This is a genomic window from Pseudomonas neustonica (genome assembly GCF_003797945.1).
Classification (GTDB): Bacteria; Pseudomonadota; Gammaproteobacteria; order Pseudomonadales; family Pseudomonadaceae; genus Halopseudomonas; species Halopseudomonas neustonica.
On the sequence record NZ_RKKU01000019.1, the window covers coordinates 57,781 to 84,055 of the forward strand.

Sequence of the window (26,275 nt, forward strand, 5' to 3'; positions counted from 1 at the left end):
TAAAAATGAAACTTTTTACTCGTTATGCTCGTGTCGTTTTTCTCGGTGCGGTGGCGATGTTTTCCTCTGGTCAATTATGGGCTGAGGATGTTGAGGTATATTACTCTGAAGTATTGTCAGACGATTCGGTGAACAAGAATATTGCGAACGTCATGATTATGCTTGATAACTCAGGCTCTATGCGCAATTGCGAAATAGGCTCGGGAGCTAATTGGTGTACGGGGAGCGATTGGCGTGAGCGCAGAATCAACCTCCTCAATGATGCGATGGAGACGATACTTGATGACGCCGATGAGAATGTAAAAATAGGGCTGGGGCGCTTCAATAACTCGAGTAACGGTGGATATGTCATGGTGCCGGTAATGCCGGTAACTGAAAAGACTCGTCCCTATTTTGATGATGCGCTTAATTCGATTAACCCTAGTAGAAACATTCAATATCCTTCTGGCGGTATGCCGAGCACTGGCACTCCAACATCCCTTGGCTACGAGGAGATGGCCGATTATATGCTTGGGCGTAGCAGTAGTAATACGTACTCTTCTTCAGAGAATAGGTTTTGTCTAAAAGATGAGTATGAAGAGCAATGTACTACTGAATATGAATACTCGGATGGGCAGCCCGTAAGCTATTGTGACGTAAATGAAGCGTCTTGCTCAATAACATATGGTGGTTGGCGAGTATTGCCCGCTAACGAAAGTTGTACTGTTGGTGAGGTTTGCCGTATTAGCTGGGGGGCGTGGATAAGTTATAACTGGTGGCAGCCTAGGCCCTCTTGTCCCGCGAGCGCAGCGACTTGTGAATACGATGATAGCCGTTGGTGGGATCTTAAGTATAGAACGGGGCTTTATCAAGAACGCGAAGTTTCTTATACGGAAAGTTTAGTCGCTAACGAGGTGACTTACTGCGAGATGGTCCCTACTGGTAGCTGCGCAGAGTATGCTCAAATAACCTCAGGTTCTAGCTACGACTCTCCCGTTGTGCAGGCTAATCAGTGTGAATCGAATCACATCATCATGTTCACGGATGGAGCGCCTTCAGGCGACAGCCCTGGCAGTGTGGAGCTGGTTTCTTGTACGTCTGGGTCGTACAACTGTCAGGTCCGTATCGCGCGTAATCTGAATCGAGAAAACAACGCGATTGGTCGTGAAATCAAAACCCACAATATCGGCTTGTATATGGAAAGTAGTACTCTCGAAAATATGCAAAGCGTGTCCGCGGCCGGTGGTGGTAGCACCTATAACTCTGATAATGCTGAGAGTCTGCTCCTGGCGTTCCAGTCGACCCTCGACTTAATCGCGGACGAAGCGAACACAATGGTTTCGCCGGGCGTGGCAGTGAGCCAAAGCCAGCGGTTTCAGCATTTGGATGAGATGTATTTTTCGTTGTTTAAGCCGCTGCAAAGCAGCTTTTGGCACGGTAACCTTAAGCGTTACCGAGTTGAGGTCGAGGATGGCGAGGCCTCCTTTTATGACGTGTCCGGCAATAATGCGATGAGTGGTAGTGAGTTTTCTTCTTCATCCCGCAGCTGGTGGAGCCGCTCAACGGACGGCGCTGATATCATGCTGGGTGGCGCTCGTGATCGATTGCAGTCGTCGGCACGCAGGCTTTTTTACTCCTCATCTCCTGGCGGGAGTCTGCGCCGGTTTGATCTAGACGACTTCACGAATGCGCAGCTTTTTTTGCCGTCCGAGGCGACGGACGCAGTTCGTGGCAATGTTGAGCGGGAGTTGCTGACTATGTGGGGAGATCCGTTACATAGCCGCCCATTAATGGTTAACTATGGTGGTACGATTGTTGGCGAAAACTTCGATGAAGATAATATTGTTTTCGTTTCGACTAACGCTGGCATGCTGCATGCGATTGACACCAGCAATGGTGATGAAAAGTTCGCTTTTATGCCGTATGAACTTATCTCGAAGGCATCCAGTTACACGGTTAACCGCTTGCCATTGGCCGGCGGGAATAAGCGTCAGACATATGGCCTGGATGGAAGCTGGGCTGTTTTGCGCGAGCCAGGTGACTCAATCGAAGATGCTCCCTCTAAGGTTATGATTTATGGGGGTATGCGGCGTGGCGGCAATAGTTACTACGCTTTGAATGTCACTAACGTGAGTAGCCCGCAGTTAGCATGGCAGGTTACAGGTGGATCGGGTGATTTTGTCGACTTGGGACAGACTTGGTCTACTCCGAAGTTGGCGCGTTTCCCCACCGGCGATGGCGAGAGTGTTCCGGTGGTGATTTTTGGCGGTGGTTACAGCCCGGCAGATCACGATGATCATAAGGAGCTTCGTGCTCAAGACGAGAAGGGCAACGCGATCTATGTGGTGAATGCTGACACCGGCGAGCTGGTTTGGTCGGCGGGCAGCCGGAGTGGGAATGTGGTAACTGCGGTCTCGCGTATGACTCACTCAATTCCGGGTAGCATCGCTGTGGTTGATACTGACTCTGATGGTGTGGTTGATCATCTGTATTTCGCTGATTTGGGTGGGCAGTTGTTCCGGGCAGATATTGATGGTTCAGAGGCTAGGTCCCACAGTGTCACACTGCTAGCTCGTTTAGGTGGCTCTGGTGAGAATCACCGTCGTTTTTACGAGCAGCCAACGGTGTCCTACGTACGCGATGGCGCCAATTCGAGCTATTTTGTGTCGCTTGCATCAGGGTATCGTAGTCATCCACTAGACGATGAAACACAAGATGCGTTGTTTGTGTTGAGCGATCGAGAACCTTTCGGTGGTCCTGCGAAGCCGGCGGCGACACTGGTCGATTTTACCAATGTGTCTACTGGCGCTCAGCCTGATACCACCAAGCGTGGATGGTATATGCAACTGAATAAGGCTGAAGGGGAAAAGTCGTTGTCCTCACCTGCTGTCTTTAATTATGAGGTACTGTTTACAACGTATTCGCCAAGCTCTGCGTCGGATGATGAGCGCGATCCTTGTTCCGTCAGCTATGGGAAGTCTTATCTTCACAGGGTTGACTTGCTAACGGGACAGGGTGAGCGTTACGCACTCTTGCAACCTGGCCTGCCTCCAGGCGTTACCGTGCTGTTCGGCGAAAACGGTGACACTGCAATTGTCGTCGGCACGGAGACTGTTTCCCCCAGTGGTCCTGGCAATCCCCCGAATCCCCCGAATCCTCCTGGTGGTGATGTGCGTGACCTGCGCCATGGTCGCTGGATGCAGTTGACGCCCGATGCTGCAGGGGCTATCAAACTGCCTGAAAGCGGACAAGGAGATTAAGTCGTGATGAGTAAAGCGATCAAGATCTCGCGTGATGCCGGTTTTACCTTGCTTGAGGTGATGATTGTGGTGGCGATTGTGGCGATTCTCGCCGCAATCGCTTATCCCTCTTACCAAGAGTATATCCGCAATACGAGAGAGGCCGAGGCAAAGGGTCAGATTATGGAGTATGCCAGCGAGTTGGAGGCCTTTAGAGCCAAGAACTTTTCGTATCCGGCTGATGAGGCAGCGGCAAGGGGGGTCGCGCCGGACGGTCTCTACGGTAGTGATTTCTACACGCCGGCCTATAATCGTAATAGCCCTCACGCTTTCACGATTACGGTTACCCCTAAAGGTATTATGAGTGGTGAGCAGACCTTGGTATTTGAAACTGTAAATGGGGGCCCGCAGTGGGCTGATTAGGGTCTGGTGGGCCTGAGTTTGCTTTGCTACACAGACTCCAACAGCACCCCTGATTCCATATGATGGCTATAAGGAAACTGATCGAATAGCGCGCAACGGGTTATTCGATGAGTCTCGTTTAGCGTCTCCAGATTTTGCGCCAGAGTCTGCGGGTTGCAGGAGATGTAAAGAATACGGTTATAGCCCTGGACGAGCGCTAGGGTGGCGGGGTCTAGACCTGCTCTTGGCGGGTCGACAAAGACAGTGCCAAAGTTGAAATCATCCAGATTTATACCTTGTAGGCGCCGAAACTCTCGCACGCCGGTGAGCGCTTGAGTCACCTCTTCGCTTGCTAGCCGCACCAGGGTCACGTTGGTGGCTTCGTTCATGGCCAGGTTTTCTACTGCTGATTTGACAGAGCTTTTCGCCAGTTCGGTTGCCATCACGCGGCGAAAGCGGGTGGATAGCGGTAAAGTAAAGTTACCGTTGCCACAGTACAGTTCCAGCAAGTCGTCTTGATTGCTGCCGACTGCATCGACTGCCCATCCCAGCATATGTTGATTGACGCCGCCGTTGGGCTGCGTAAAGCCGCCCTCTATCTGTTGGTAGCGCCAGGTGCGCCCGGCTACGTCGAGTGCTTCAGTAACATAATCGCGTTCGAGTACGCGCTTGCGTCCGCGGCTACGGCCTATTAGCTGGATATCCAGTTGTCTTGCCAGCTGTTTGGCGGGCTCGTCCCAGTCTTCGTCCAGGGGGCGGTGATAGCACAGAGTGACTAGCGCCTCGCCAGACAGCGTGGTCAGGAACTCCACTTGAAAGAGCTTTCGACCCAGTGTCGGGTTCGCCTTGCAAGCATCCAGCAGCGGTGTCATCAGTTCGTTGATGCGCTTACTGGCGATCGGAAGTTGATCGATAAGCACTGCCTTGTGCTTATTGCCCTGTTCAAACATCGCGTAATGCGGTTGTCCGTTCTCGTACCAGAGGCGGAACTCGGCGCGTAGCCTGAAGTGCTCAGGCGCTGAGGTGAAGACCTCGGGGTCAGGTGCGTCGAACTCTGCGAGCAGATGACACAGGCGCTCACGCTTTTCTGCCAGTTGAGTGGCGTAGTTTTCCGGATTGAATGCAAGGCTCATTAGTTGAACAACGCCAGTTTGATGATGAAGAGCCCAGCCAAGATATAAAGGCTGAGGTTGAGGTCGCGCCAGCGACCAGACAATAGTTTGATTGCGGTCCAGACAATAAAACCGGCGGCGATACCGTTAGCGATTGAGAAGGTCAGCGGCATCATGATCGCCGTGATCACGACCGGGGCTGCTTCAGTCAAATCATCCCAGTCGACCTGAACCAGGCCACCGGTCATCAGCACGGCAACAAAGAGCAGGGCTGGCGCGGTTGCGAATGCGGGTACGGCGCCGGCGAGCGGTGAGAAAAACAGGCTGAGCAAGAAAAGTAGCGCAACCACGCACGCGGTCAGGCCTGTGCGACCGCCTGCAGCCGTGCCTGCGGCTGATTCAATGTAGCTGGTGGTGGTTGACGTGCCGAGTGCGGCCCCAGCCATGGTGGCAGTGCTATCCGCCATCAGGGCGCGGCCCAAGCGTGGCATTTTCCCATCCTCATCAACCAGGTTGGCGCGCTGGGCGACGCCGATCAGTGTCCCTGAGGTGTCAAATAGGTCAACGAAGAGGAAAGCGAAAATAATACTGAGCATGCCAACTTCTAGTGCACCTTTGATATCCAGCTGCATGAAGGTCGGCGTCAGGCTGGGTGGCGCTGAGACGACGCCGTCTGCCTGGCTTAAGCCGGTCAGTAGGCTGATCGCGGTTACCAGCAATATGCCGATCATCACCGCGCCGGTGACCTTGCGGTACGCCAACGCCACAATCACTGCAAAACCGCCTGCCGCGAGCAATGCGCCTGGCTGCGTCAGGTCGCCCATGGCGACCAGCGTCTCAGGGTGGTCTATTACTATGCCCGCGTTCTTGAGCGCGATAAGGGCCAGGAACAGGCCAATGCCCGCGGCAATGGCCGAGCGCAGCGCCATAGGGATGCTGTTAATGATCCATTCGCGGATGCGGAAGATGCTGAGCAGGAAGAACATCAGGCCAGACAAGAAGACCGCGCCGAGAGCGACTTCCCAGCTGTAACCCATTGAGCCAACGACGGTGTAGGAGAAGAACGCGTTGAGGCCCATGCCTGGTGCCAGAGCGATTGGGTAGTTGGCCCATAAGCCCATGACCAGCGAGCCAATAGCCGCTGCCAGACAGGTGGCAACGAAGGCGGCGCCTGGGTCGATGCCAGCATCAGCCATCATCGCCGGATTGACGAAAATGATATAGGCCATGGTCAGGAAGGTGGTCAGGCCGGCCAAAAGCTCGGTGCGCACGTTAGTACCGTGTTCACTAAGTTTGAATAGTTTTTCTAGCATGATGGGTGCTTCCGAGGTTTAGGCAGAAAGCCGGGCATTGTAGCGGATTCGCTGCTGTGGGTGAATTTTTGCTGTTCTTGTGTCAGGCTTATCGCCCTTTTTATGACTGGAGGCTCGCCATGAGCACCACTTTTGAGAACGACGAACAGCGCGTTAGCTACGGCATTGGCCGCCAGATGGGCGAGCAACTGCTGAGCAGTAATATCCCGGACCTTACTCTGGACCTCGTTGCCGCCGGGCTACGTGACGCTTATACCCAGCAGCCTAGTCAAGTGGCTGAAGCGGATCTGCAGGCGGCGTTTCAGCAGCTGCAGGAAAAAATGCGTGCTGCGGCACAAGAGTCTGCCAAGCTGGCTGCGCAGGCAGGTGTTGAGTTTTTAGCCGAAAATGCCAAGCGTGACGGCGTCACCACCCTGGCTTCAGGTCTGCAGTATGAAGTTGTTACCGCAGGTGAGGGTGCGACTCCAGAGGCGGGCTCTACCGTGCAGACTCATTATGAAGGCACGCTAATTTCCGGTGAAGTCTTTGATAGTTCATACAAGCGTGGCCAGCCAGCTGAGTTTCCAGTGGGCGGTGTGATTGCGGGTTGGACTGAGGCGTTGCAGCTGATGCAGGAAGGCGCTAAGTGGCGTTTGTTTATCCCGGCTGAGCTGGCCTATGGCGAGCGCGGCGCAGGTAATAGCATTCCGCCGCATAGCGCGCTGATCTTCGAGATTGAGCTGCTTAAGGTTCTGTAAGTAAGCGCCTGTCCTGGTCGGCGGTGGTAAGTTCAGCTCTCGACCAGGTCAGATATGTGAGCCTCTGTCGTTACGTAATGACGTAGTTGCGAGGCTCACAGGTTTAGAACGTGCGATCTACCGAAAAACGAGCCAGTTGTTCCAGTGAATCCCGATAAGGCGAGGCTGGAAGGGCTTGTAGCAGGTCGATTGCCTCCTCTATCTGCGCTTGTGCCAGACGGGCGGTATATTCCAGTGCGCCTGATGCGGTGACCGCATCGCGTATCAACTCGATCTGTTCGCCGCTGCCTTTTTGAATGGCATTGCGCACCAGTTTTGCCTGTTCTGGGGTGCCGTGGCTGATGGTGTAGATAAGGGGCAGGGTGGGCTTGCCTTCAGCCAAATCGTCTCCCACGTTTTTACCCATTTCAGCGGCGTCACCGCTGTAGTCGAGCAGGTCATCCATTAGCTGGAACGCTATACCCAGCGCATTGCCATATTTGCGCAAGGCTTCAGTCTGCTCCGCGGTTGCACCGGCCAGCACGCCAGAGGTATGGCAGGCCGCCTCAAATAGCATGGCCGTCTTGCTGCGAATGACTTCCATATAGGTGGCTTCGTCGGTGCTCGCGTCGCGTACCTTGGATAGCTGCAGCACTTCGCCTTCGGCTATGACGTTTGTCGCGTTGGCGAGTATTTGCATAATCTGTATGTCGCCCAGTGCAACCATCATTTCGAAAGCGCGCGAATAAAGGAAGTCGCCAACCAATACGCTAGGAGCGTTGCCCCACAGCGCATTGGCTGTCGAGCGCCCGCGTCGCAAATCTGATGTGTCTACTACGTCATCGTGCAGTAGCGTAGCGGTGTGCAGGAACTCGATGATCGCGGCCAGACTGTGTTGGCGTGCATCATCCATCCCGCAGGAGCGTGCACCCAGCAGAACGACCAGTGGACGCAGGCGTTTGCCGCCAGCGCTTATAATGTAGTGGCCGATCTTTTCTACCAGCGGGACCCGGGAATGCAGCTGATTTAGAATGAGCGTATTCACCGCATCAAAGTCATCGGATACCGGTGCATAGAATGGCAGGGTGGTCATTGGTTGCAGACTTCCTGAAAAGGTTCGGCGGCATGCTAGGTTGCAGGCCATTTGCTGTCAAGAAAAGCGCAGTCTATCAGGCTTGGTCAGTGCTTGCGTAAAGCGGTGCGCTTGAGTACAATCCTCGCCCCTAAGATACAGCATCCCTGTTTTAACAATGGCAAGGTCGGGTCCGATAGGCGGAGCCACTTGCAGCCATGCCAGCCACTAACGATTCTAATCAAGCGCTGGGTGAGCAGGATTACGGAGAAAGCAACATGTACGCAGTCATTGTTACCGGCGGCAAGCAATACAAGGTCGCTGAAGGCGAGTTCCTGAAAGTAGAGAAGCTGGACGTTGAAACCGGTGCCAGCATCGAGTTTGACAAGGTTCTGCTGGTTGCAGATGGCGATGACGTCAAGATCGGCGCTCCTGTTGTTGAGGGCGCTAAAGTGACTGCCGAGATCAGTGCTCACGGTCGTGGTGATAAGATCCGTATCATCAAGTTCCGTCGTCGCAAGCACCACATGAAGCGTCAGGGCCACCGTCAGTGGTACACCGAAATCAAGATTACTGGCATCTCTGCCTAAGCTGATTCAGGAGATATAGACTCATGGCACACAAAAAAGCAGGCGGTTCCACGCGCAACGGTCGCGATTCAGAATCGAAACGCCTTGGTGTAAAAATGTACGGTGGTCAAACCATCATTCCGGGTAACATCATCGTTCGTCAGCGTGGCACTGAGTTCCACCCTGGCAAGAACGTTGGCATGGGCAAGGATCACACCTTGTTCGCCAAAGCTGAGGGCGTGGTGAAATTCGAAGTTAAGGGCAAGTTCGGTCGTCGTTACGTTAATGTCGTAACTGCCTGATAGCTCTTTGCTGCTGAAAAGCCCTGTCTTGCGACGGGGCTTTTTTGTTTGTAGCGTACTCTTTCCATTAGCCCGTCCCGATAGGGAAGGGGAGATAGATGAAATTCGTTGATGAAGTGTCCATCACGGTCAAGGCTGGTGATGGTGGTAATGGTTGCATGAGTTTCCGTCGTGAGAAATTCATTCCCAAGGGTGGTCCGGATGGTGGTGATGGTGGCGATGGGGGTTCCATATTTCTGGAGGCCGACGTTAACCTCAACACCCTGGTTGATTACCGCTATACCCGTCGCTTCAATGCGCAGCGCGGCGAGAATGGTCGGGGTAGTGACTGCACTGGCGCCAAAGGTGAAGATATGGTGTTGCTGGTGCCTGTGGGGACCACTGTCATTGATGCTGGTACTCAAGAGATTATTGGCGACCTGACCGAGCCAGGTCAGCGCCTGTTGGTGGCGCAGGGTGGTTTCCATGGCTTGGGTAACACCCGGTTCAAGTCCAGTGTGAATCGTGCGCCGCGACAAACCTCTAACGGTTCCTTGGGTGAGTTGCGTGACCTGAAGATGGAAATGAAGGTGCTGGCCGACGTAGGTCTGTTGGGGCTGCCCAACGCGGGCAAGAGCACCTTTATTCGTTCAGTGTCTGCGGCCAAGCCTAAGGTTGCCGATTATCCCTTCACGACCATGGTGCCAAACCTGGGCGTAGTGGATGTCGGTCAACTGCGCAGCTTTGTGATCGCTGATATTCCCGGTGTTATCGAGGGGGCTGCCGACGGTGCTGGTCTCGGCACGCGTTTCCTTAAACACTTGTCGCGTACTCGCCTGCTGTTGCACCTGGTGGATATGGCGCCGTTGGATCAGGCCGATCCGGTTGAGTCGGTCGAGACCATTGTTCACGAGCTGGGCAAATTCAGTCCTGCAATGACTATGCGTGAGCGCTGGTTGGTATTGAACAAGTGTGATCAGTTGCTCGAAGATGAGCAGCAGACTGTGCTGGATGATGTGGTAGAGCGGCTGGAGTGGGAAGGTCCGGTATTTGTTATTTCGGCTTCTGAGCGCCAGGGCACTGCTGAGCTGGCCAAGGCAGTAATGAACTGGCTGGATGAGCGCGAAAATCGCCTTGAGGATGATGAGGAGTACGCCGCCGAACAGGCCGTGCTTGATCAGCAGATTGAAGATGAGGCGCGCGCGCACATTCAGGCGCTGGACGATCGTCGCGCTCTGCGCAAGCAGGGTATCGCCCTTGAGGGTGAGGACGATGATGAAGATGACGACGAAGATGATGAAGATGGTCCGGAGATTTTCTACGTCCATTGATTCGCTTTAGTGCAACCGTGTTAGCTCCGACTGGTTGCAGTCGGGGTTCTGGTTTAAATATGGGCAATCTGTTGATGGGATCAGCATGCGTGAAAAGGTAACCGGAGCCCGTCGTTGGGTGGTCAAGATTGGTAGTGCCTTATTAACCGGTGATGGTCGAGGTCTCGACCGTGCTGCCATGTCCGTATGGGTCGAGCAATTAGCGGCCTTACGCGCCAGCGGCGCTGAGTTGGTTCTGGTTTCGTCCGGTGCGGTTGCGGCAGGTATGAGTCGCCTGGGTTGGACTGAGCGGCCCAAGACGACGCACGATATGCAGGCGGCTGCCGCCATTGGTCAGATGGGTCTGGTGCAGGCCTGGGAGTCCAGTTTCCAGCAGCACGGCTTGTCTACTGCGCAGGTATTGCTGACTCACGATGATCTGTCTGATCGCAAGCGCTATCTGAATGCCCGCAGCACGCTGCGGGCTCTGCTGGATCTGAATGTCATTCCCGTGATCAATGAAAACGACACTGTGGTGACCGACGAGATTCGGTTTGGGGATAACGACACTTTGGGTGCACTGGTGACTAATCTGGTAGAGGCTGATCTGTTGGTGATTCTTACCGATAGAGATGGCCTGTACACCGCCGATCCGCGCAATAACCCGCAGGCGCAGCTGGTCTCGGAAGCGATGGCGGATGACTCGTCGCTGGACGTGATGGCTGGCGGTAGTGCGGGCGCGCTTGGGCGTGGCGGGATGCAGACCAAGTTGCGCGCTGCGCGGCTCGCTGCGCGTTCAGGCGCAGCTACCGTTATCGTCGGCGGGCGTATTGAGCGCGTCGTCTCACGGCTGCATCAAGGCGAGGAGCTGGGTACCTTGCTCTTGCCTGAGAGAGGCATGCTCGCGGCCCGTAAGCAATGGCTGGCTGGGCACTTGCAGACGCGCGGGCGGTTGCTGCTGGATGATGGCGCCGTAAAGGCGCTTGCTACTGGGCGGCATAGTCTGTTGCCGGTGGGTGTTACCGCTGTGGAGGGTGGTTTCAGGCGTGGTGAAATGGTTGTGTGTATAGCGCCTGATGGCCGAGAGGTCGCGCGTGGGTTGGTTAACTACGCTGCTCAGGATGCTGCGCGTATTGCCGGTAAGCCAACAGAATCTATTGCGCGCATCTTGGGTTATATCGACGATCCGGAGTTGGTACACAAGGACAACCTGGTGCTGATCTGACCAGGTAAAGCCTTTGTTGTTTGGGCAGGCCTGCTTAATAAGTGGCGGGCTGAAGTTGCGATAGATTAGACGTGCCAAGTGGTTATACGAGGCAATAAAAAAACCGGCTCAAGGCCGGTTTTTTTTGCAACAAGAATCGCAGATCAGGCGGCTTCAGCCATTGCCTTGATGTGTGCGTTCAAGCGGCTCTTATGGCGAGCTGCCTTGTTCTTGTCGATGATGCCCTTGTCAGCCATGCGGTCGATGACCGGAATAGCTGCAGTATAGGCAGTCTTAGCCTGCTCGAGATCTTTGGCGTCGATAGCCTTGATCACGTTCTTGATGTAGGTACGGACCATGGAGCGCAGGCTTGCATTGTGATTGCGGCGCTTCTCGGCCTGCTTGGCGCGTTTCTTGGCTTGAGGTGAGTTGGCCACCGTCGTGCTCCTCAGAAAATCTGGATGAATTAGGTACAAATAAGGCCGCGTACTATGCAGCCGAGACAGGTTAATGTCAAGAGGGCTGAGGAAAACCGACAGGCGGTTTTGCTGTATGCCAGCAAAGAGTTGCCTGTCGTTCGGCGCGGTGCGCAGAGTATACAGGGAAAGCGCTTGGTGTACCTCTATTACTTGTTTGCTGATTACGTTGGCGGCACCTGACAATTCGGGCGGCGGGGCGCTATGATGTCGGCTTTTCCTGGCGCGCACATTCATGACCCAATCTCCATCCTCCGACAAGCAGCCTCCAAAGGCCCCAAGCCTCCTGCGTTCAGGGATGGTTGTCAGTGTAATGACGCTGCTGTCACGTATTCTGGGTATGGTGCGTGATGTGGTGGTGGCGGCTTACTTTGGCTCGCAATCCGAGGCTGATGCCTTCTTTATTGCGTTCAAGATCCCAAACTTTTTGCGCCGGCTGTTTGCCGAGGGTGCTTTTGCTCAAGCCTTTGTACCTGTGTTGTCCGAGTACCGCGCCAAGCGCGCGTTGGCAGACGTCAAGCAGCTGGTTGATCGGGTAACCGGAACTCTCGGGTTGACGCTTGCTGCGATTACAGCGGTGGGTGTGGCAGGCGCGCCAGTGTTGATCATGCTGTTCGCGCCAGGTTTTCACGACGACCACGGTAAGCTTGAACTGGCTACCGATATGTTGCGTATTACCTTCCCCTATCTGTTTTTGATCTCTTTGACCGCACTCTGTGGTGCGATCCTCAATAGTTACGGCCGCTTTGCGGTGCCGGCTTTTACTCCGGTATTGCTTAACGTGTGTATGATCGGCGCCACCGTATGCCTTACCCCTTATTTCGATCAGCCAATCATGGCGCTTGCCTGGGGAGTGTTTATCGCCGGGGTAGCGCAGCTGCTGTTTCAGTTGCCGTTTCTGGCGCAGATCAAACTCTTGCCAACGCCGCGGCCCAATCGCAAAGATCCGGGTGTTAAGCGCATTATGACGTTGATGATCCCCGCGTTGTTTGGGGTGTCGGTTAGTCAGATCAATCTATTGCTGGACACTGTGCTCGCCTCTTTCCTGCAAACCGGCAGTATTTCCTGGCTGTATTACGCAGATCGTCTGTCTGAGCTACCGCTTGGCGCTTTTGGTATCGCCATAGGTACCGTAATCTTGCCAGCACTGTCGCGCCAGCACTCGGCCGAAGATCCGCGCGCTTTTGCGCGCACGCTGGACTGGGCAGTGCGTATGGTGCTTTTGGTCGGTGTGCCGGCCGCTATTGCGCTGCTGTTGCTCGCTGAGCCAATGATTGCGTCGCTGTTTCATTATGGCGCTATGGCTGACGAGGACGTGGTGCAAGCCGCTGCTGCGCTACGGGCCTATTCCGTTGGGGTAATGACCTTTATGCTGATCAAGGTGCTGGCCCCCGGCTATTTTGCCCGCCAGGACACCAAAACGCCGGTCAAGATTGCGATTATCTGCATGATTACCAACATGGGCCTGAATCTGATCTTTATCTGGCCATTGGCGCATGTGGGGCTAGCGTTGGCGACATCGCTTTCTGCACTCTTGAATGCCGGGCTGCTCTGGTGGGGCTTACGCAAGGCAGGCGTGTTTCAGGCACAACCCGGTTGGCTGGCCTTTACGGCTCGTTTATTAGCTGCCTGTGTAGCAATGGCGTTGGTATTGTTGTGGCTGGTGCCGCCAACGCAGGATTGGCTGGTGTGGGGGTGGCAGCAAAAAGCCGGGGAAATGACGCTGCTGGTGGCTGCGGGTATGGGTGTTTACCTGCTGGTGCTGCTGATTGGTGGCCTGCGCTTGCGCGATCTGCGTAACGATTGATGTACTGCAAAGCGTCGCAGCGACAGCGTGCATGACGTTGGCGGCTGCAAACCTGTATACTCCAGCGTTTCGACTGATCCACCATTAACGAGCATTATGGAACTGGTCCGCGGTCTACATAATCTGCGGCCCCGGCACCGGGGCTGTGTTGCAACAATTGGCAACTTCGACGGCGTGCATGCCGGCCACCAGGCGATTCTCTCCCGGTTGCGTGCGCACTCTGCACGTCTCGGACTGCCCGGTTGTGTGGTGATATTTGAGCCGCAGCCACGAGAGTATTTTGCCCCCGATGCCGCTCCGCCCAGACTGACGCGCCTACGCGAGAAGCTCTCGCTATTGCAGGCGCAGGGCGTCGATCGCGTGTTGTGTCTGGCCTTTAATCGTCGCTTGCGTGAACTCAGTGCCGAGCAATTTGTTCAGCAGGTGTTGATCGATGGGCTCGGGGTGAAACATCTTGAGGTGGGCGATGATTTCCGCTTTGGTTGTGATCGCTCCGGTGATTTCGCTTTCCTGCAAAATAGCGGTGAGCGCCATGGTTTCACTGTCGAGGCAGCCAATACCGTCGCGGAAAGCGACGAGCGTATAAGTAGTACGCGCTTGCGTCAGGTGCTGGGCGAAGGGGATTTTGCTTTGGCTGAGCGCCTGCTTGGTCGGCCGTTCAGTATTGCCGGACGAGTGCTTTATGGTCAGCAACTGGGGCGTACGATTGGCGCGCCTACCGCGAATGTCCAGCTGAAGCGCGTCAATCCGCCGTTGCACGGTGTTTACCGCGTTAGCGTCGAGCTGGACGGTGTTCAGCTCAAGGGCGTTGCCAACATTGGCAAGCGTCCGACGGTGAAGGGCGACGGCAAGGCGCATCTGGAAGTACATCTTTTTGATTTTGCTGGCGACCTTTATGGCCGCCGGCTGGATGTCGTATTTCACGAAAAATTGCGAGACGAGCAACGTTTCGACTCGCTGGATGAATTGCAGGCGGCAATCAAGGCTGATTTTGCCGCGGCCAGGGCCCAATGGGGCCTGTGAACTTAAAAGAGCCTGAACCGAGATGACTGATTACAAAGCGACACTGAACCTGCCCGCCACGGATTTTCCGATGAAGGCCGGGTTGCCCAATCGTGAGCCAGAAACCCTCAAGCGTCTTGACGGTTTGTACCAGCGTATCCGTGAGGTCAGCCAGGGTCGTCCGCAGTTCATCCTGCACGATGGCCCTCCCTATGCTAACGGTGTGATCCATATTGGTCATGCGCTGAACAAGATCATCAAAGATATGATCGTGCGCTCCAAGACCTTATCTGGCTTCGACGCGCCCTACGTTCCGGGTTGGGATTGCCACGGCCTGCCAATTGAGCACAAGGTGGAGACGACCCACGGCAAGCATTTGCCGGCAGACAAGGTGCGTCAGTTGAGTCGCGCCTACGCGACCGAGCAGGTCGCTTTGCAGAAAGCCGACTTTATCCGTCTTGGCGTGCTAGGCGACTGGGATAACCCTTACCTCACCATGAACTTTGCCAACGAAGCCGGTGAGATCCGTGCGCTGGGCAAGATGGTCGAGCAGGGTGTCGTTTTCAAAGGGCTCAAGCCGGTTAACTGGTGCTTTGATTGTGGTTCGGCGCTGGCCGAGGCCGAAGTGGAGTATCAGGACAAAAAGTCTGATGCCATTGATGTTGCCTTCCCGGTAGAGGATGCCGATAAGTTGGCCGCCGCGTTTGGCCTAGCCGCGCTGCCCAAACCTGCGGCTGTCGTGATCTGGACGACCACGCCCTGGACCATTCCTGCTAACCAGGCGTTGAACGTACATCCCGAATTCAACTACGCGCTGGTTGATACCGGCGAGCGCTTGCTGCTGTTGGCTGAAGATCTGGTAGCTGACAGCTTGGCCCGCTATGGCTTGCAGGGCGAGGTGCTGGCGACTGCACCGGGTACAGCGCTGGAGATGATCAATTTCCGCCACCCATTTTATGATCGCCTCTCTCCAGTATATCTGGCTGAATACGTTGAGCTGGATGCGGGTACTGGCGTGGTGCATTCGGCACCGGCTTACGGTGAGGATGACTTCCGCGCCTGTAAACAGTACGGCATGACCAATGACGACATTTTCAGCCCAGTACAGAGCAACGGTGTTTACGTTGCTGACCTGCCATTCTTTGGCGGCCAGTTTATCTGGAAGGCCAATCCGGCCATCGTCGCCAAGCTTGAAGAAGTCGGTGCTCTGCTCAAGCACGAGAGCATCAACCACAGCTATATGCATTGCTGGCGCCACAAAACGCCCCTGATCTATCGCGCCACTGCGCAATGGTTTGTTGGTATGGATCTGCCGGTCGCTGGCGGTGAGTCTTTGCGCGAACAAGCGATCAAGGCTATTGAAGAGACCGATTTTGTCCCCGCATGGGGCAAGCAGCGCCTGCACAATATGATCGCCGGTCGCCCTGACTGGTGTATCTCGCGGCAACGTAACTGGGGTGTGCCGATTCCCTTCTTTCTGCATAAAGAGAGCGGAGAGCTGCACCCGCGCACCCTTGAGCTGATCGAACAGGTAGCTCAGCGTGTTGAACAAGGCGGCATAGACGCCTGGTTCGATATGGATGCGAGTGAATTGTTGGGGGATGAGGCTGCACAGTACGACAAGATCAGCGATACCCTGGACGTGTGGTTCGACTCCGGCACCACCCATTGGCACGTGATGCGTGGCTCCAATCCGATGGGGCATCAGCAGGGGCCCTTGGCCGACCTATACTTGGAAGGTTCTGATCAGCATCGTGGCTGGTTCCACTCCTCGTTGCTGACCGGCTGTGCGATTGATGGGCACGCGCCCTATCGCGGTTTGCTGACCCATGGTTTCACGGTCGACGAGAATGGCCGCAAGATGTCCAAGTCGCTGGGTAATACCATCGCACCACAGAAAGTGAACGACACCTTGGGCGCCGATATTCTGCGTCTGTGGGTTTCGTCTACCGATTATTCCGGTGAAATGGCGGTATCTGACCAGATTTTGCAGCGCAGTGCCGACGCCTACCGCCGCATCCGCAATACCGCGCGCTTCCTGCTTTCGAATCTGAATGGCTTTGATCCGAAAGTGGATGCGCTGCCTGCAGAGCAGATGCTGGATCTGGACCGCTGGGCTGTCGATCGTGCGCGCCTGTTGCAGGCGGAAATCGTTGAAGCCTACGACACCTACAAGTTCTGGAACGTTTACCAGAAAGTACACAATTTCTGCGTGCAGGAGTTGGGCGGTTTCTATCTGGATATCATCAAGGATCGTCAGTACACCACGCAGGCCAATAGTATTGCCCGTCGCTCTTGCCAGACTGCGCTGTACCACATCGCTGAGGCGTTGGTGCGCTGGATTGCGCCAGTGCTGTCCTTCACCTCGGAAGAGTTGTGGCAACATTTGCCCGGTGAGCATAATGACTCGGTCATGTTGAACACCTGGTACGACGGCTTGGCAGAGCTGCCGGCTGATCAGAACCTGGGTCGCGAGTTTTGGGCTACCGTCATGGGTGTTAAAGAGGCGGTAAACAAAGAGTTGGAAAATCTGCGTAGCGCCAAGGCGATTCGCGGCAACCTTGAGGCCGAGGTGACGCTGTACGTAGAGTCTGCCTTGAGTGAGCAGTTGGCGAAGCTGGGTGATGAGCTGCGCTTTGTACTCATTACCTCTCAGGCCACGCTGGCGCCACTGGCAGACGCGACCAATGACGCGGTAGCGACTGAGCTACCAGGGCTCAAGCTGCGCATTCTCAAGTCGGTCGAAGCCAAGTGCGCTCGTTGCTGGCACTTCCGCTCAGACGTGGGTGTTAACCCGGCGCACCCGGAGATCTGTGGTCGCTGCGTAGACAATATCGAAGGGGCTGGTGAGGTGCGTCAGCATGCCTGAAGCCAACAAAGGTAGCCTGGGGTGGCTCTGGCTATCGCTGGTGGTAATCGCGCTGGACCAACTGACCAAATGGATTGCTGTCAGTAATCTGGGCATGTATCAACAGGTACCGGTGATCCCGGACCTGTTCAGCTTCACCCTGGCCTACAACACGGGTGCCGCCTTCAGCTTTCTGGCTGATGCCGCAGGCTGGCAGCGTTGGTTGTTTGCCGCGATTGCGGTGGTGGTCAGTGTTGTGCTCTGCGTCTGGTTGTCTCGGCTGGATCGCAGTAAGCGGCTGGAGGCCGTCGCACTGGCACTGATCCTGGGTGGTGCGCTGGGCAATTTGTATGATCGAGTGGTATTGGGGCACGTGATCGACTTTATTCTGGTGCATTGGCAACAGGATTGGTTCTTCCCGGCGTTCAATATTGCCGACAGCGCTATCTCGGTCGGCGCAGCCTGCCTGATACTGGATATGTTTGTGGGTAAGAAGTCGTCCCAAAGCTAGAAGCTAGAAGCTAGAAGTAGCTGGTGTCGCTGTTAGAGGCTCAGCCCAAACAGCCCCTCACGTCACGTAAAATTTACATTGAGGTACCCACATGACTGATCTGCGCATCAACCACGACACACTGGTTACCTTGCACTTTACGCTGAAATTGCCTAATGGCGATGTGGTCGATAGCACGCTAGATAAGCAGCCAGCCACCTTCAAGGTAGGCGATGGCAGCTTGTTGCCGGGTTTTGAGCAGGCTATTTTTGGCTTGAAGGCGGGCGACAAGCGCGGTTTTGAAATCGAGCCTGAGCGCGGTTTCGGTCCTGGTAATCCGCAGAACCTGCAAACTATCCCGCGTGATCAATTCGACGAAATGGAGCTGGAAGAAGGTCTATTGGTTATCTTTCGGGATGCGGCTGGCGGTGAGCTACCCGGTGTAGTGAAAACCATCCACGATCAGGTGGTTGAGGTTGACTTTAACCACCCACTGGCGGGTAAGGTGATTACCTTCGATGTGGAAATCATCAATGTACAGGCGGCCTGAGCAGGCCGCTTTCTGTTGTTAGTCGCCTAACCGCATTCGACGTTGCGATGACGAATAATCCAGCGACACTCGCCTTTTCCTCCCGAGGTACCTATGCAGATCAAATTGGCTAACCCCCGCGGCTTTTGCGCCGGCGTTGATCGCGCCATCGAGATCGTTAATCGCGCTCTTGAAGTATTTGGCCCGCCCATTTATGTGCGTCATGAAGTGGTGCATAACAAATTTGTGGTTGAAGACCTGCGTAGTCGTGGCGCGATTTTTGTCGAAGAAATTGATCAGGTGCCAGACGATGTCATTGTTATCTTCAGCGCACACGGTGTTTCTCAGGCTGTGCGCCAGGAAGCGGCCGACCGCGGCCTTAAGGTGTTTGACGCGACTTGCCCGCTGGTGACCAAGGTTCACATGGAAGTATCGCGTTACAGTCGCGACGGCCGCGAGTGCGTGCTGATTGGCCATGCCGGTCATCCCGAAGTTGAGGGCACCATGGGCCAGTATGACGAGGCTAGGGGTGGCAAAATCTATCTGGTTGAGGACGAAGCAGACGTCGCCAAGTTGCAAATACAAGATCCGGAGCGCTTGGCCTTTGTAACGCAAACCACCTTGTCCATGGATGATACGGCGCGGGTGATTGATGCGCTGCGTAGTCGCTTCCCCGCTATCGATGGGCCGCGCAAGGATGATATCTGCTACGCCACCCAGAATCGTCAGGATGCGGTCAAGCAGCTAGCCCGCGAATGTGATCTTGTACTGGTGGTGGGTAGCCCGAATAGCTCCAACTCCAACCGTCTGCGTGAGTTGTCTGAGCGTATGGGTACGCCAGCTTATTTGATTGATGGGGCTGATGAGATTCAGCCGCAGTGGTTGGCTATGGCAAACAATATCGGCGTGACGGCGGGTGCGTCCGCGCCTGACGTGCTGGTGCGCCAGGTTATTCAGCATCTGCATGCGCAAGGTGCCACCGGTGCTGAAGAGTTGGCCGGGCAGGAAGAGAATATCGTCTTCAGCATGCCGAAAGAGCTGAGGGTAGTTGAGGTTGAATAACGTTGGTTTTAGTGCGTGTCTGGCCAGAACGCGCTGATGCCGGCTACACCCTGCGCGCCGCAGTTGCGCGCTTGGTCGAGATGTTCAGGCGTCATACCCCCGAGCAGGTAGACTGGCAGAGTTGCCGCTTGCATCAGTTGCTCTGCAGCCGCCCAGCCCAATGGCTCGCTGCCTGGATGACTTTGGGTCGCAGCAATAGGCGATAGCGTTACAAAGTCGATGCCCAGCTCCATCGCCATCTGCAATTCTTCCGCATTGTGGCAAGAGGCGGCCATTAGTTTGTTGCCTGGCTTCGCTTGTTGTGCGCGCTGCTGCCATAGGCGGCGTAGCTGGGCACTGGTGAGATGCCAGCCAGCGTCGGGCCAGGTTGGCGGATTGTCGCCTTTGAGCAGCCATTGAAAGTGGTCACCAAAGCGCTCCAGCACCTTGACCGCCAGATCACGATACGCGGCGCAGTCCAGTTGGGTCTGACGTAGTTGCACGAGGCGAATGCCATTAGCCTTGGCCTGCTCCAGTCCAGCCAACAGCGATTGTTCGTCGGTGTCCGGTGTGATCAGGTACTGATCAGGCAGCTGCGCTGCGATCACGATGGGCTTGTTGGCTGCCGGAAAGTCAAAATCAGACAGTGTCTGTGGCGGTACCCAGCGCACCGGCTGGCCCTCGGCACCGTGTGCCTCACCCGAAAAAGCAGTGACCTTCCATACATCCAGCCGAATGGACTTGTCGGTATAGTCATGGCGGATGTCTATCAGTGGGTGAGCTTCAATAACCTGGATGCCCAGCTCCTCCTGCAGCTCCCTACTCAGCCCTGCAAGGCGCTCTTCGTCCGACTCCAGCTTGCCACCCGGAAACTCCCACAATCCGCCCTGGTGGCTACTGTCAGGGCGCTTGGCGATTAGTATATTGCCGGCCGGGTCTACGATAACTCCGGCCATCACGTGAATGCGGCGCATCAGTGTGCCGAGGGCGTTGGGCGGTATGGGATCATTGCCGGGACAGGTCTTCGGAAAACACGTCCTGTTCCTGCTCATTGCCGGGGATGACATGTTCTTCAGAAGCCCAGGCGCCCAGGTCAATCAAGCGACAGCGCTGTGAACAGAAGGGGCGGTCAGGAAAGCTGGCGTCCCAGGTGACGGGTGCCTTGCAGGTTGGACATTCAACATTCAGGGTCATGGGTTTTTCTCCTGCAGCATAGCCAGATACTGCTGATGCAATGTGTTGACCTGCTCGTGCAGGTGGGCCAGATCACGATCATTGGTAATGATGTCGTGGGCCTGGCTGAGCCTGGCTTCGCGCTGCGACTGTGCTTGCATGATAGCTTTCACCTGATCTTCGGAAACCTGGTCGCGCGTAGCCGTCCTGGCGAGCTGCAGCGCCTCAGGCACGTCTACCACTATGACCCGGCTGGTCAGGTGGTGCTGCCCTGACTCAATCAGTAGCGGCGAAACCAGGAGCACATAGGGCGAGGTCGCGCTGTTGAGGTCGCGCAGGGTCTCTTCGCGAATCAGTGGATGCAGTAAGGATTCGAGCCAGATACGCTCATCAGCGTCGCTGAAAATACGCTGGCGTAATGCCGCTCGGTCGAGGTTGCCGTCCGGCAGCAATATGTCATCACCAAAGCGATCAACAATGTGCGCCAGGGCCGGTTTGCCTGGCTCTACCACCACCCGTGACTTGAGATCGGCATCTACCACATGAATGCCGTGCTCTGTCGCAAAATGGTTGGCTGCGGCTGACTTGCCGCTACCGATACCGCCAGTCAATCCTATGATCATACTCATAACGGGCAACAGCTATTTCCGGGCGTGTGGATTCAAGATGATAATGCGAAGTGCCGTCTGCAGCGGCGTTACGCTGGCTCAGAAGCCAGCGAACTGCATATAGCTGCTGGTGATTGTCTCACCCCAGATGAGTGCAATCCAGCCTGCTATAGCCAGGTAAGGCCCGAAGGGCAGTGGGGTTGCATTGTCCTGTCCGCGCGTCTTCAGGATGATGATGCCAAGAATAGCGCCGACCAGCGATGACATAAGGATAGTCAGTGGCAGAATTTGCCAGCCACCCCATGTACCGAGCATAGCCAGCAGCTTGAAATCGCCATAGCCCATGCCTTCTTTACCGGTCACCAGCTTGAATACCCAATAAACTGACCATAGGCTGAGGTAACCGACCACGGCGCCCCAGAGCGCTTCGTCCAGAGAGGTGTAAGTACCAAAACTATTGGCAATCAGCCCTAGCCATAACAACGGCAGGACGAGTACGTCCGGCAGTAACTGGGTGTCCGCGTCAATCATGCTAAGACTGATCAAGCCCCAGGTCAGCACCAGCATGCCCGCCGCCGGCCAACCGAAGCCAAACTGCCATGCGACCAGCATTGATAGCCCAGCGGTAAGCAGTTCAACCAGGGGGTAACGAGCGCTGATCGTCTCCTTGCATTGCCCGCAACGGCCTCTGAGCAGCAGGTAACTGATCACCGGCAGGTTTTGCCAGGGCTTGATCTCGGTCTTGCAATGAGGGCAGTGGGAGTGCGGCAATATCAGGTTGTAGGTCGTCTGTTCTGCCTCTGGTGACTCCAGCTCCAGCATCTCACGGCTTTGCTGCAGCCACTGCGCCTCCATCATTCTGGGCAGGCGATGGATGACCACGTTGAGGAAGCTGCCGATGATCAGGCCCAGCAGGCCTGCGAGCAAAATAAAGGCCAGCGCTTGGCTGGCCAGGTAGTCGAGAATTTGCATGCGTTATACGACGTTGCCGAGCTGGAAGATGGGAAGGTACATGGCGATGATGAGGCCGCCGACCAAAACGCCGAGCACGCACATGATCATCGGTTCAAGCAGGGTGGTAAGGTTGTCGACTTTGTTATCAACCTCTGCTTCATAGTAGTCGGCTACCTTCTCTAGCATCCCGTCGAGGTTGCCGGACTCTTCGCCGATGCCTGCCATTTGTACAGCTAATGATGGAAAAACATTTGTTGCGCGCATAGAGAAATTGAGCTGTGAACCCGCGGAGACATCTTCTTTGATCTTCATGACGGCGTTGTAGAAAACTACGTTACCTGCGGCGCCGGCGACTGAGTCAAGTGCTTCAACCAAGGGTACGCCGGCGGCAAAAGTAGTGGAAAGTGTTCGTGCATACCTTGCCACGGCCGCTTGATAAATTATATCGCCGACTATAGGAGCCTTTAGCAAAGCACGATCTTCAGCATCCCTTAGTTTTTTTGATTTCGTATGTGCTTTACCATATATGTAACCGCCTACGATGATCGCAATGAGAGCGACAAACCACCAAGCCTGAAGCCATTCTGAAAGACCAATTACAAAAAGAGTGAAGCTTGGGAGCTCCGCGCCAAAGCTGGAAAAAACGTCCTGAAAACTCGGCACTACTTTAAGCAGCATGATCGCAGTGACAATGACCGCAACCAATACTACTGAAACAGGATAAGTCATCGCTTTTTTGATTTTAGCTTTAAGAGCTTCTGTTTTCTCTTTGTAGGTCGCAATGCGATCCAAAAGCGACTCTAATCGACCTGACTGTTCGCCGGATTCGACTAGGTTGCAGAACAAATCGTCAAAATATTTAGGATGTTGGCGTAGCGAGTCTGCCAAGGTATTACCTGCAGCCACATCAACTTTCACCTCGTTGACCAACTGGGCCATATTGGGGTTTTCGGCTCCCTCGGCAATGATTTCAAAAGCCTGGATGATGGGGACACCAGACTCCATCATAGTTGCCAGTTGACGAGTAAAGAAGGCGATATCAAGTGGCTTGATCTTTTTTGCGCGTTTGCCAAAAAGCGTCGATTTTTTGTTGATTTTGGTTACAAGAATACCCTGCTTTCTTAGCTGGTTCTTGATTAACGCCGCATTTGAGCCTTGAATTTCGCCGGTGATCTTGGTGCCTTTCCGGTCTTTACCCTCCCATTTGAATGGGTAGAGCTTTTCTTCCTTGGCCTTTTTATTGGCGGCTGCAGGATTCTTTTTTAGTGCTGCTTGTTGCGCCATGACTTAATCCTTGGTCACTCGGTTAACTTCCGCCAGGCTGGTAACGCCCTCTTCTGCTTTCATCAGGGCGGACTGGCGCAAGCTTCTAAAACCCTCACTCTGGGCTACTTCAGAAATCTGAATAGAATTGCCGTCTTCCATGATAATACGCTGCATGGCTGGGGTTATTTTGACGACTTCATAGATACCTACACGCCCTTTATAACCATCTTTACAGTTTTCGCAACCCACTGGTCCAAAAATTGTAACGCCTGCATCAATTTTGTCCGCTGCAAAGCCTTCCTCCAGCAAGGTGTCGCGTGGTACCTCCATTGGTTTCTTGCAGCTCTTGCAAAGTCGACGAGCCAAGCGCTGCGCGATAATCAGGTTGACTGAGGTGGCAATATTGAAGGACGGCACGCCCATATTGCGCAGCCGCGTCAGTGTCTCTGCAGCGCTGTTGGTGTGCAGAGTAGACATCACCATATGGCCTGTTTGGGCTGCCTTGATGGCAATCTCTGCTGTTTCCAGGTCACGGATCTCACCCACCATGATGATGTCTGGGTCTTGCCGGAGAAAAGCGCGTAGGGCTTTAGCAAAATCCAGCCCCTGTTTGGGGTTGACGTTAACCTGGTTAATACCTTCAAGGTTGATCTCTACCGGGTCTTCAGCGGTAGATATGTTGCGTTCTACGGTGTTTAGAATGTTTAAACCGGTGTAGAGCGAGACCGTTTTACCTGAACCGGTGGGGCCGGTTACCAAAATCATGCCTTGAGGTCTTTCCAGTGCCGCCATGTACATCTGCTTCTGGTCTGCCTCGTAGCCCAGCGCATCAATGCCCATCTTGGCGCTTTCCGAGTCGAGAATACGCAGTACGACTTTCTCACCCCAAAGGGTGGGCAGGGTGTTCACGCGAAAGTCTATAGCTTTGTTTTTTGATATTTTCAGTTTGATACGGCCATCTTGTGGTTTTCGTCTTTCTGCTAAGTCCATAGATGACATGACTTTCAATCTTGCTGCTATACGAACGCCCAGCTGTTGGGGGGGCTTGGAAACTTCGTGCAAAATACCGTCGGTGCGGAAGCGAACCCGGTATGCCTTTTCATACGGCTCAAAGTGCAAGTCGGATGACCCCATGCGCACTGCGTCCAGTAGCATTTTATTGACGAAGCGAACGATTGGAGCGTCGTCGGAGTCATTGGACATGTCCTTTTTGTCGTCATCAGTGACGGACTGAATGTCCAAATCATCCAGGTCTGCATCAGACATGTCGCCCAGGCCACCTGTGGGGCTGTCTAGAAATTTTTCTATTGCTAAATGTAGTTTGTCATCTTCGACAATGACTGCGTCCGTCATTAGACCTGTGTTGAACTGGATGTCGCTGAGAGCCTGCTGGTTCGTTGGGTCTGAAGTGGCCAGGTAAAGGCGAGAGCCACGCTTGAATAATGGCAAAACGCTGTGTTGGCGTATCAGTTTCTCGCTAACAAGATCCTGAGGCTGTGCTTCCTTGTCTATCGCTAAGAGATCAAAGTAGGGATAGCCAAATTCTTCCGCACACACCATGGCCAAGTCGCGCGAACTAGCGAGCTTCTTTTGTACCAAATAGGTAATAAAAGGGATTTTATCTTGGCTAGCTTGCTGGGTGGCTTTCGCCGCGACTGCTGCATCAAGCAGCTCGTCTTGCACGATGCGTCTGGCTAGGCCAGATAGGGAAGGGTTTTCCATGGGGAGTCCGTATCTCTGATACAAGGCGCGAATTTTAACTTCACTATAGTATAGGTCTTGGTTGGCTTGCACGGAAAGTCAGATAGCGACTGGGCTTTTTAGTGCTGGGTAAGAGTGACGAATATGGTCACAAAACGACGTCTGGGGGCGCTCTTAGCAGGTTAGGCGCGCAATGGATCCAAGGTGGGACCGGGTTTGCTCTTGATTTTCTTGGTTGGCCTGATAATTGCTTTTTGTTGGCAAGCCGCAGGGCTATCTCAAATATGAATGGAGAACTAAATGAAAGCTCAAAAAGGTTTTACTCTTATCGAACTGATGATCGTGATCGCGATCATCGGCATTTTGGCTGCTATTGCACTACCAGCTTACCAAGATTACACGGCGCGTGCCCAAGCAACTGAAGGCCTGAAAGCGACCGCTGGTCTGCAGGCAGATATTGCGGTTGACTCTGCGACAGCTGGTGCGGCTGCTGCCAGTGCTACGACTATCGCGTCTGCGCAGCTGCTCGAAGGTAAGTATTTTGGTGCGGGTGATGTGGTTGTAACAGGTGCTGGTGGCATTACTGTAACCTTTGATGACGGTGCGATCTCCGGCGACACCCTGGTCCTGACCCCAACTGTTACAGGTTCTGGCCAGATTTCTCGCTGGACGTGTACTGGTACGCTTGATGATAGCCACATTCCTTCTGGTTGCCGCTAAGTAATAATAGGGTTCAAGCTAACATTTTTGCTTGACCTCAATTATTAGCTTCTTGCGCTAACACCAATCCCCGGCCCGCCGGGGATTGGTGTTTCTGCTTTCGGAATTACAATTCGCCAGCAGAAGTAACCTGGCGGGTGCTATCGCACCCCAGTCTCTAAGAGACAGAACTGAGCGAGTGCTGCCGCAGTGAAGACCTTTATCCGCAGTAGTGGTCAGATATTGAAGTCTTGGCGAAGTTTCACGAAAACTGCAATCAGGTTTACTCCGAGCAGCCGAAACGTTGGTCAAGAGCTACAATGCCTTATCAGCTTGCTGAAGAGGTAATGCTCAATGTGTAGTGGTCAACTGATCCCGGACAGTATTATAAGTTTTTCTTCGGCTACTACCGGCGATATACCACCGTTGAACGTATGAGGCCGTTGCTGGTTGTAATACCCCATCAGGTAATCGCCAACATCCT

Annotated in this window: 24 protein-coding genes; 14 read left to right on the forward strand and 10 right to left on the reverse strand. The window is 54.5% G+C overall.

Translation table 11 applies throughout. The features are described from left to right. Positions 1–5 precede the first annotated feature (5 nt). Entirely contained in the window at positions 6–3,239 is a 3,234-nt protein-coding gene (locus EF096_RS14115) for a PilC/PilY family type IV pilus protein (RefSeq protein ID WP_123890445.1), read from the forward strand. 6 nt (positions 3,240–3,245) lie between these two features. Next, entirely contained in the window at positions 3,246–3,641 is a 396-nt protein-coding gene (locus EF096_RS20615) for a type IV pilin protein (RefSeq protein WP_123890475.1), read from the forward strand. 26 nt (positions 3,642–3,667) lie between these two features. Here EF096_RS20615 and trmA read toward each other — a convergent pair whose 3' ends face one another. Further along, a complete protein-coding gene (trmA, locus tag EF096_RS14125) occupies positions 3,668–4,753 on the reverse strand; it encodes a tRNA (uridine(54)-C5)-methyltransferase TrmA (RefSeq protein ID WP_123890446.1) in 1,086 nt (361 codons plus the stop codon). Beyond that, entirely contained in the window at positions 4,753–6,045 is a 1,293-nt protein-coding gene (locus EF096_RS14130; protein ID WP_123890447.1) for an NCS2 family permease, read from the reverse strand. The genes trmA and EF096_RS14130 overlap by 1 nt, the downstream gene beginning before the upstream one ends. 119 nt (positions 6,046–6,164) lie before the next feature. Between EF096_RS14130 and EF096_RS14135 the strand changes: the two genes are divergently transcribed. Next, positions 6,165–6,782, forward strand: coding sequence for an FKBP-type peptidyl-prolyl cis-trans isomerase (locus EF096_RS14135; RefSeq protein ID WP_123890448.1), 618 nt, complete (start codon positions 6,165–6,167; stop codon positions 6,780–6,782). 103 nt (positions 6,783–6,885) lie between these two features. On the opposite strand, the gene EF096_RS14140 is transcribed toward EF096_RS14135, so the two are convergent. Then, entirely contained in the window at positions 6,886–7,854 is a 969-nt protein-coding gene (locus tag EF096_RS14140) for a polyprenyl synthetase family protein (RefSeq protein ID WP_123890449.1), read from the reverse strand. 257 nt (positions 7,855–8,111) lie between these two features. On the opposite strand from EF096_RS14140, the gene rplU reads away from it, so the two are divergent. The 4 genes from rplU (at position 8,112) to proB (ending at position 11,218) form a co-directional block, all read left to right on the forward strand. Further along, positions 8,112–8,423 (forward strand): 50S ribosomal protein L21, encoded by a 312-nt coding sequence (gene rplU / locus EF096_RS14145; protein ID WP_123890476.1) that lies wholly within the window; start codon positions 8,112–8,114, stop codon positions 8,421–8,423. Positions 8,424–8,446: 23 nt separating this feature from the next. Beyond that, positions 8,447–8,704 (forward strand): 50S ribosomal protein L27, encoded by a 258-nt coding sequence (gene rpmA / locus EF096_RS14150; protein ID WP_123890450.1) that lies wholly within the window; start codon positions 8,447–8,449, stop codon positions 8,702–8,704. A gap of 98 nt (positions 8,705–8,802) precedes the next feature. After that, positions 8,803–10,014: an Obg family GTPase CgtA gene (gene cgtA, locus EF096_RS14155; protein WP_123890451.1), complete on the forward strand. Its 1,212-nt coding sequence runs from the start codon at positions 8,803–8,805 to the stop codon at positions 10,012–10,014. A gap of 85 nt (positions 10,015–10,099) precedes the next feature. Then, a complete protein-coding gene (proB, locus tag EF096_RS14160; RefSeq protein ID WP_123890452.1) occupies positions 10,100–11,218 on the forward strand; it encodes a glutamate 5-kinase in 1,119 nt (372 codons plus the stop codon). 143 nt (positions 11,219–11,361) lie between these two features. Here proB and rpsT read toward each other — a convergent pair whose 3' ends face one another. Beyond that, positions 11,362–11,634 carry a 30S ribosomal protein S20 gene (gene rpsT, locus EF096_RS14165; protein WP_123890477.1) on the reverse strand — a complete coding sequence of 91 codons (273 nt, stop codon included), beginning with the start codon at positions 11,632–11,634 and terminating at the stop codon, positions 11,362–11,364. A gap of 274 nt (positions 11,635–11,908) precedes the next feature. Between rpsT and murJ the strand changes: the two genes are divergently transcribed. The 6 genes from murJ to ispH all read left to right on the forward strand — a co-directional run bounded on the left by murJ (position 11,909) and on the right by ispH (position 19,411). Beyond that, positions 11,909–13,480 (forward strand): murein biosynthesis integral membrane protein MurJ, encoded by a 1,572-nt coding sequence (gene murJ / locus EF096_RS14170; RefSeq protein ID WP_123890453.1) that lies wholly within the window; start codon positions 11,909–11,911, stop codon positions 13,478–13,480. 96 nt (positions 13,481–13,576) lie between these two features. Beyond that, positions 13,577–14,503 (forward strand): bifunctional riboflavin kinase/FAD synthetase, encoded by a 927-nt coding sequence (ribF, locus tag EF096_RS14175; RefSeq protein WP_123890454.1) that lies wholly within the window; start codon positions 13,577–13,579, stop codon positions 14,501–14,503. Positions 14,504–14,525: 22 nt separating this feature from the next. Beyond that, positions 14,526–17,351, forward strand: coding sequence for an isoleucine--tRNA ligase (gene ileS / locus EF096_RS14180; protein WP_123890455.1), 2,826 nt, complete (start codon positions 14,526–14,528; stop codon positions 17,349–17,351). Then, positions 17,344–17,841: a signal peptidase II gene (gene lspA / locus EF096_RS14185; protein ID WP_123890456.1), complete on the forward strand. Its 498-nt coding sequence runs from the start codon at positions 17,344–17,346 to the stop codon at positions 17,839–17,841. Before ileS ends, lspA begins: the two co-directional genes overlap by 8 nt. 91 nt (positions 17,842–17,932) lie before the next feature. Further along, a complete protein-coding gene (gene fkpB / locus EF096_RS14190) occupies positions 17,933–18,370 on the forward strand; it encodes an FKBP-type peptidyl-prolyl cis-trans isomerase (RefSeq protein WP_123890457.1) in 438 nt (145 codons plus the stop codon). A gap of 93 nt (positions 18,371–18,463) precedes the next feature. Continuing rightward, complete coding sequence (gene ispH / locus EF096_RS14195; RefSeq protein WP_123890458.1) at positions 18,464–19,411, forward strand: 4-hydroxy-3-methylbut-2-enyl diphosphate reductase; 948 nt, start codon at positions 18,464–18,466, stop codon at positions 19,409–19,411. A gap of 8 nt (positions 19,412–19,419) precedes the next feature. Here the strand turns inward: ispH and EF096_RS14200 are convergent, their stop codons facing one another. The 6 genes from EF096_RS14200 to pilB form a co-directional block, all read right to left on the reverse strand. Beyond that, positions 19,420–20,364, reverse strand: coding sequence for a Nudix family hydrolase (locus EF096_RS14200; protein WP_123890459.1), 945 nt, complete (start codon positions 20,362–20,364; stop codon positions 19,420–19,422). A 31-nt stretch (positions 20,365–20,395) separates the two neighbouring features. Beyond that, entirely contained in the window at positions 20,396–20,584 is a 189-nt protein-coding gene (gene yacG, locus EF096_RS14205) for a DNA gyrase inhibitor YacG (RefSeq protein WP_123890460.1), read from the reverse strand. Then, complete coding sequence (gene coaE, locus EF096_RS14210) at positions 20,581–21,192, reverse strand: dephospho-CoA kinase (RefSeq protein WP_123890461.1); 612 nt, start codon at positions 21,190–21,192, stop codon at positions 20,581–20,583. The genes yacG and coaE overlap by 4 nt, the downstream gene beginning before the upstream one ends. 78 nt (positions 21,193–21,270) lie before the next feature. Further along, on the reverse strand, positions 21,271–22,143 hold the full coding sequence (locus EF096_RS14215; RefSeq protein WP_123890462.1) for a prepilin peptidase: 873 nt from the start codon (positions 22,141–22,143) through the stop codon (positions 21,271–21,273). Positions 22,144–22,146: 3 nt separating this feature from the next. Beyond that, positions 22,147–23,409: a type II secretion system F family protein gene (locus EF096_RS14220; protein ID WP_123890463.1), complete on the reverse strand. Its 1,263-nt coding sequence runs from the start codon at positions 23,407–23,409 to the stop codon at positions 22,147–22,149. Between the two features lie 3 nt (positions 23,410–23,412). Beyond that, positions 23,413–25,113: a type IV-A pilus assembly ATPase PilB gene (gene pilB / locus EF096_RS14225; protein ID WP_123890464.1), complete on the reverse strand. Its 1,701-nt coding sequence runs from the start codon at positions 25,111–25,113 to the stop codon at positions 23,413–23,415. 279 nt (positions 25,114–25,392) lie between these two features. Here pilB and EF096_RS20625 point away from each other — a divergent pair, with 279 nt between their 5' ends. Then, positions 25,393–25,812 carry a pilin gene (locus EF096_RS20625; protein ID WP_123890465.1) on the forward strand — a complete coding sequence of 140 codons (420 nt, stop codon included), beginning with the start codon at positions 25,393–25,395 and terminating at the stop codon, positions 25,810–25,812. The last annotated feature ends 463 nt before the right edge of the window (positions 25,813–26,275 follow it).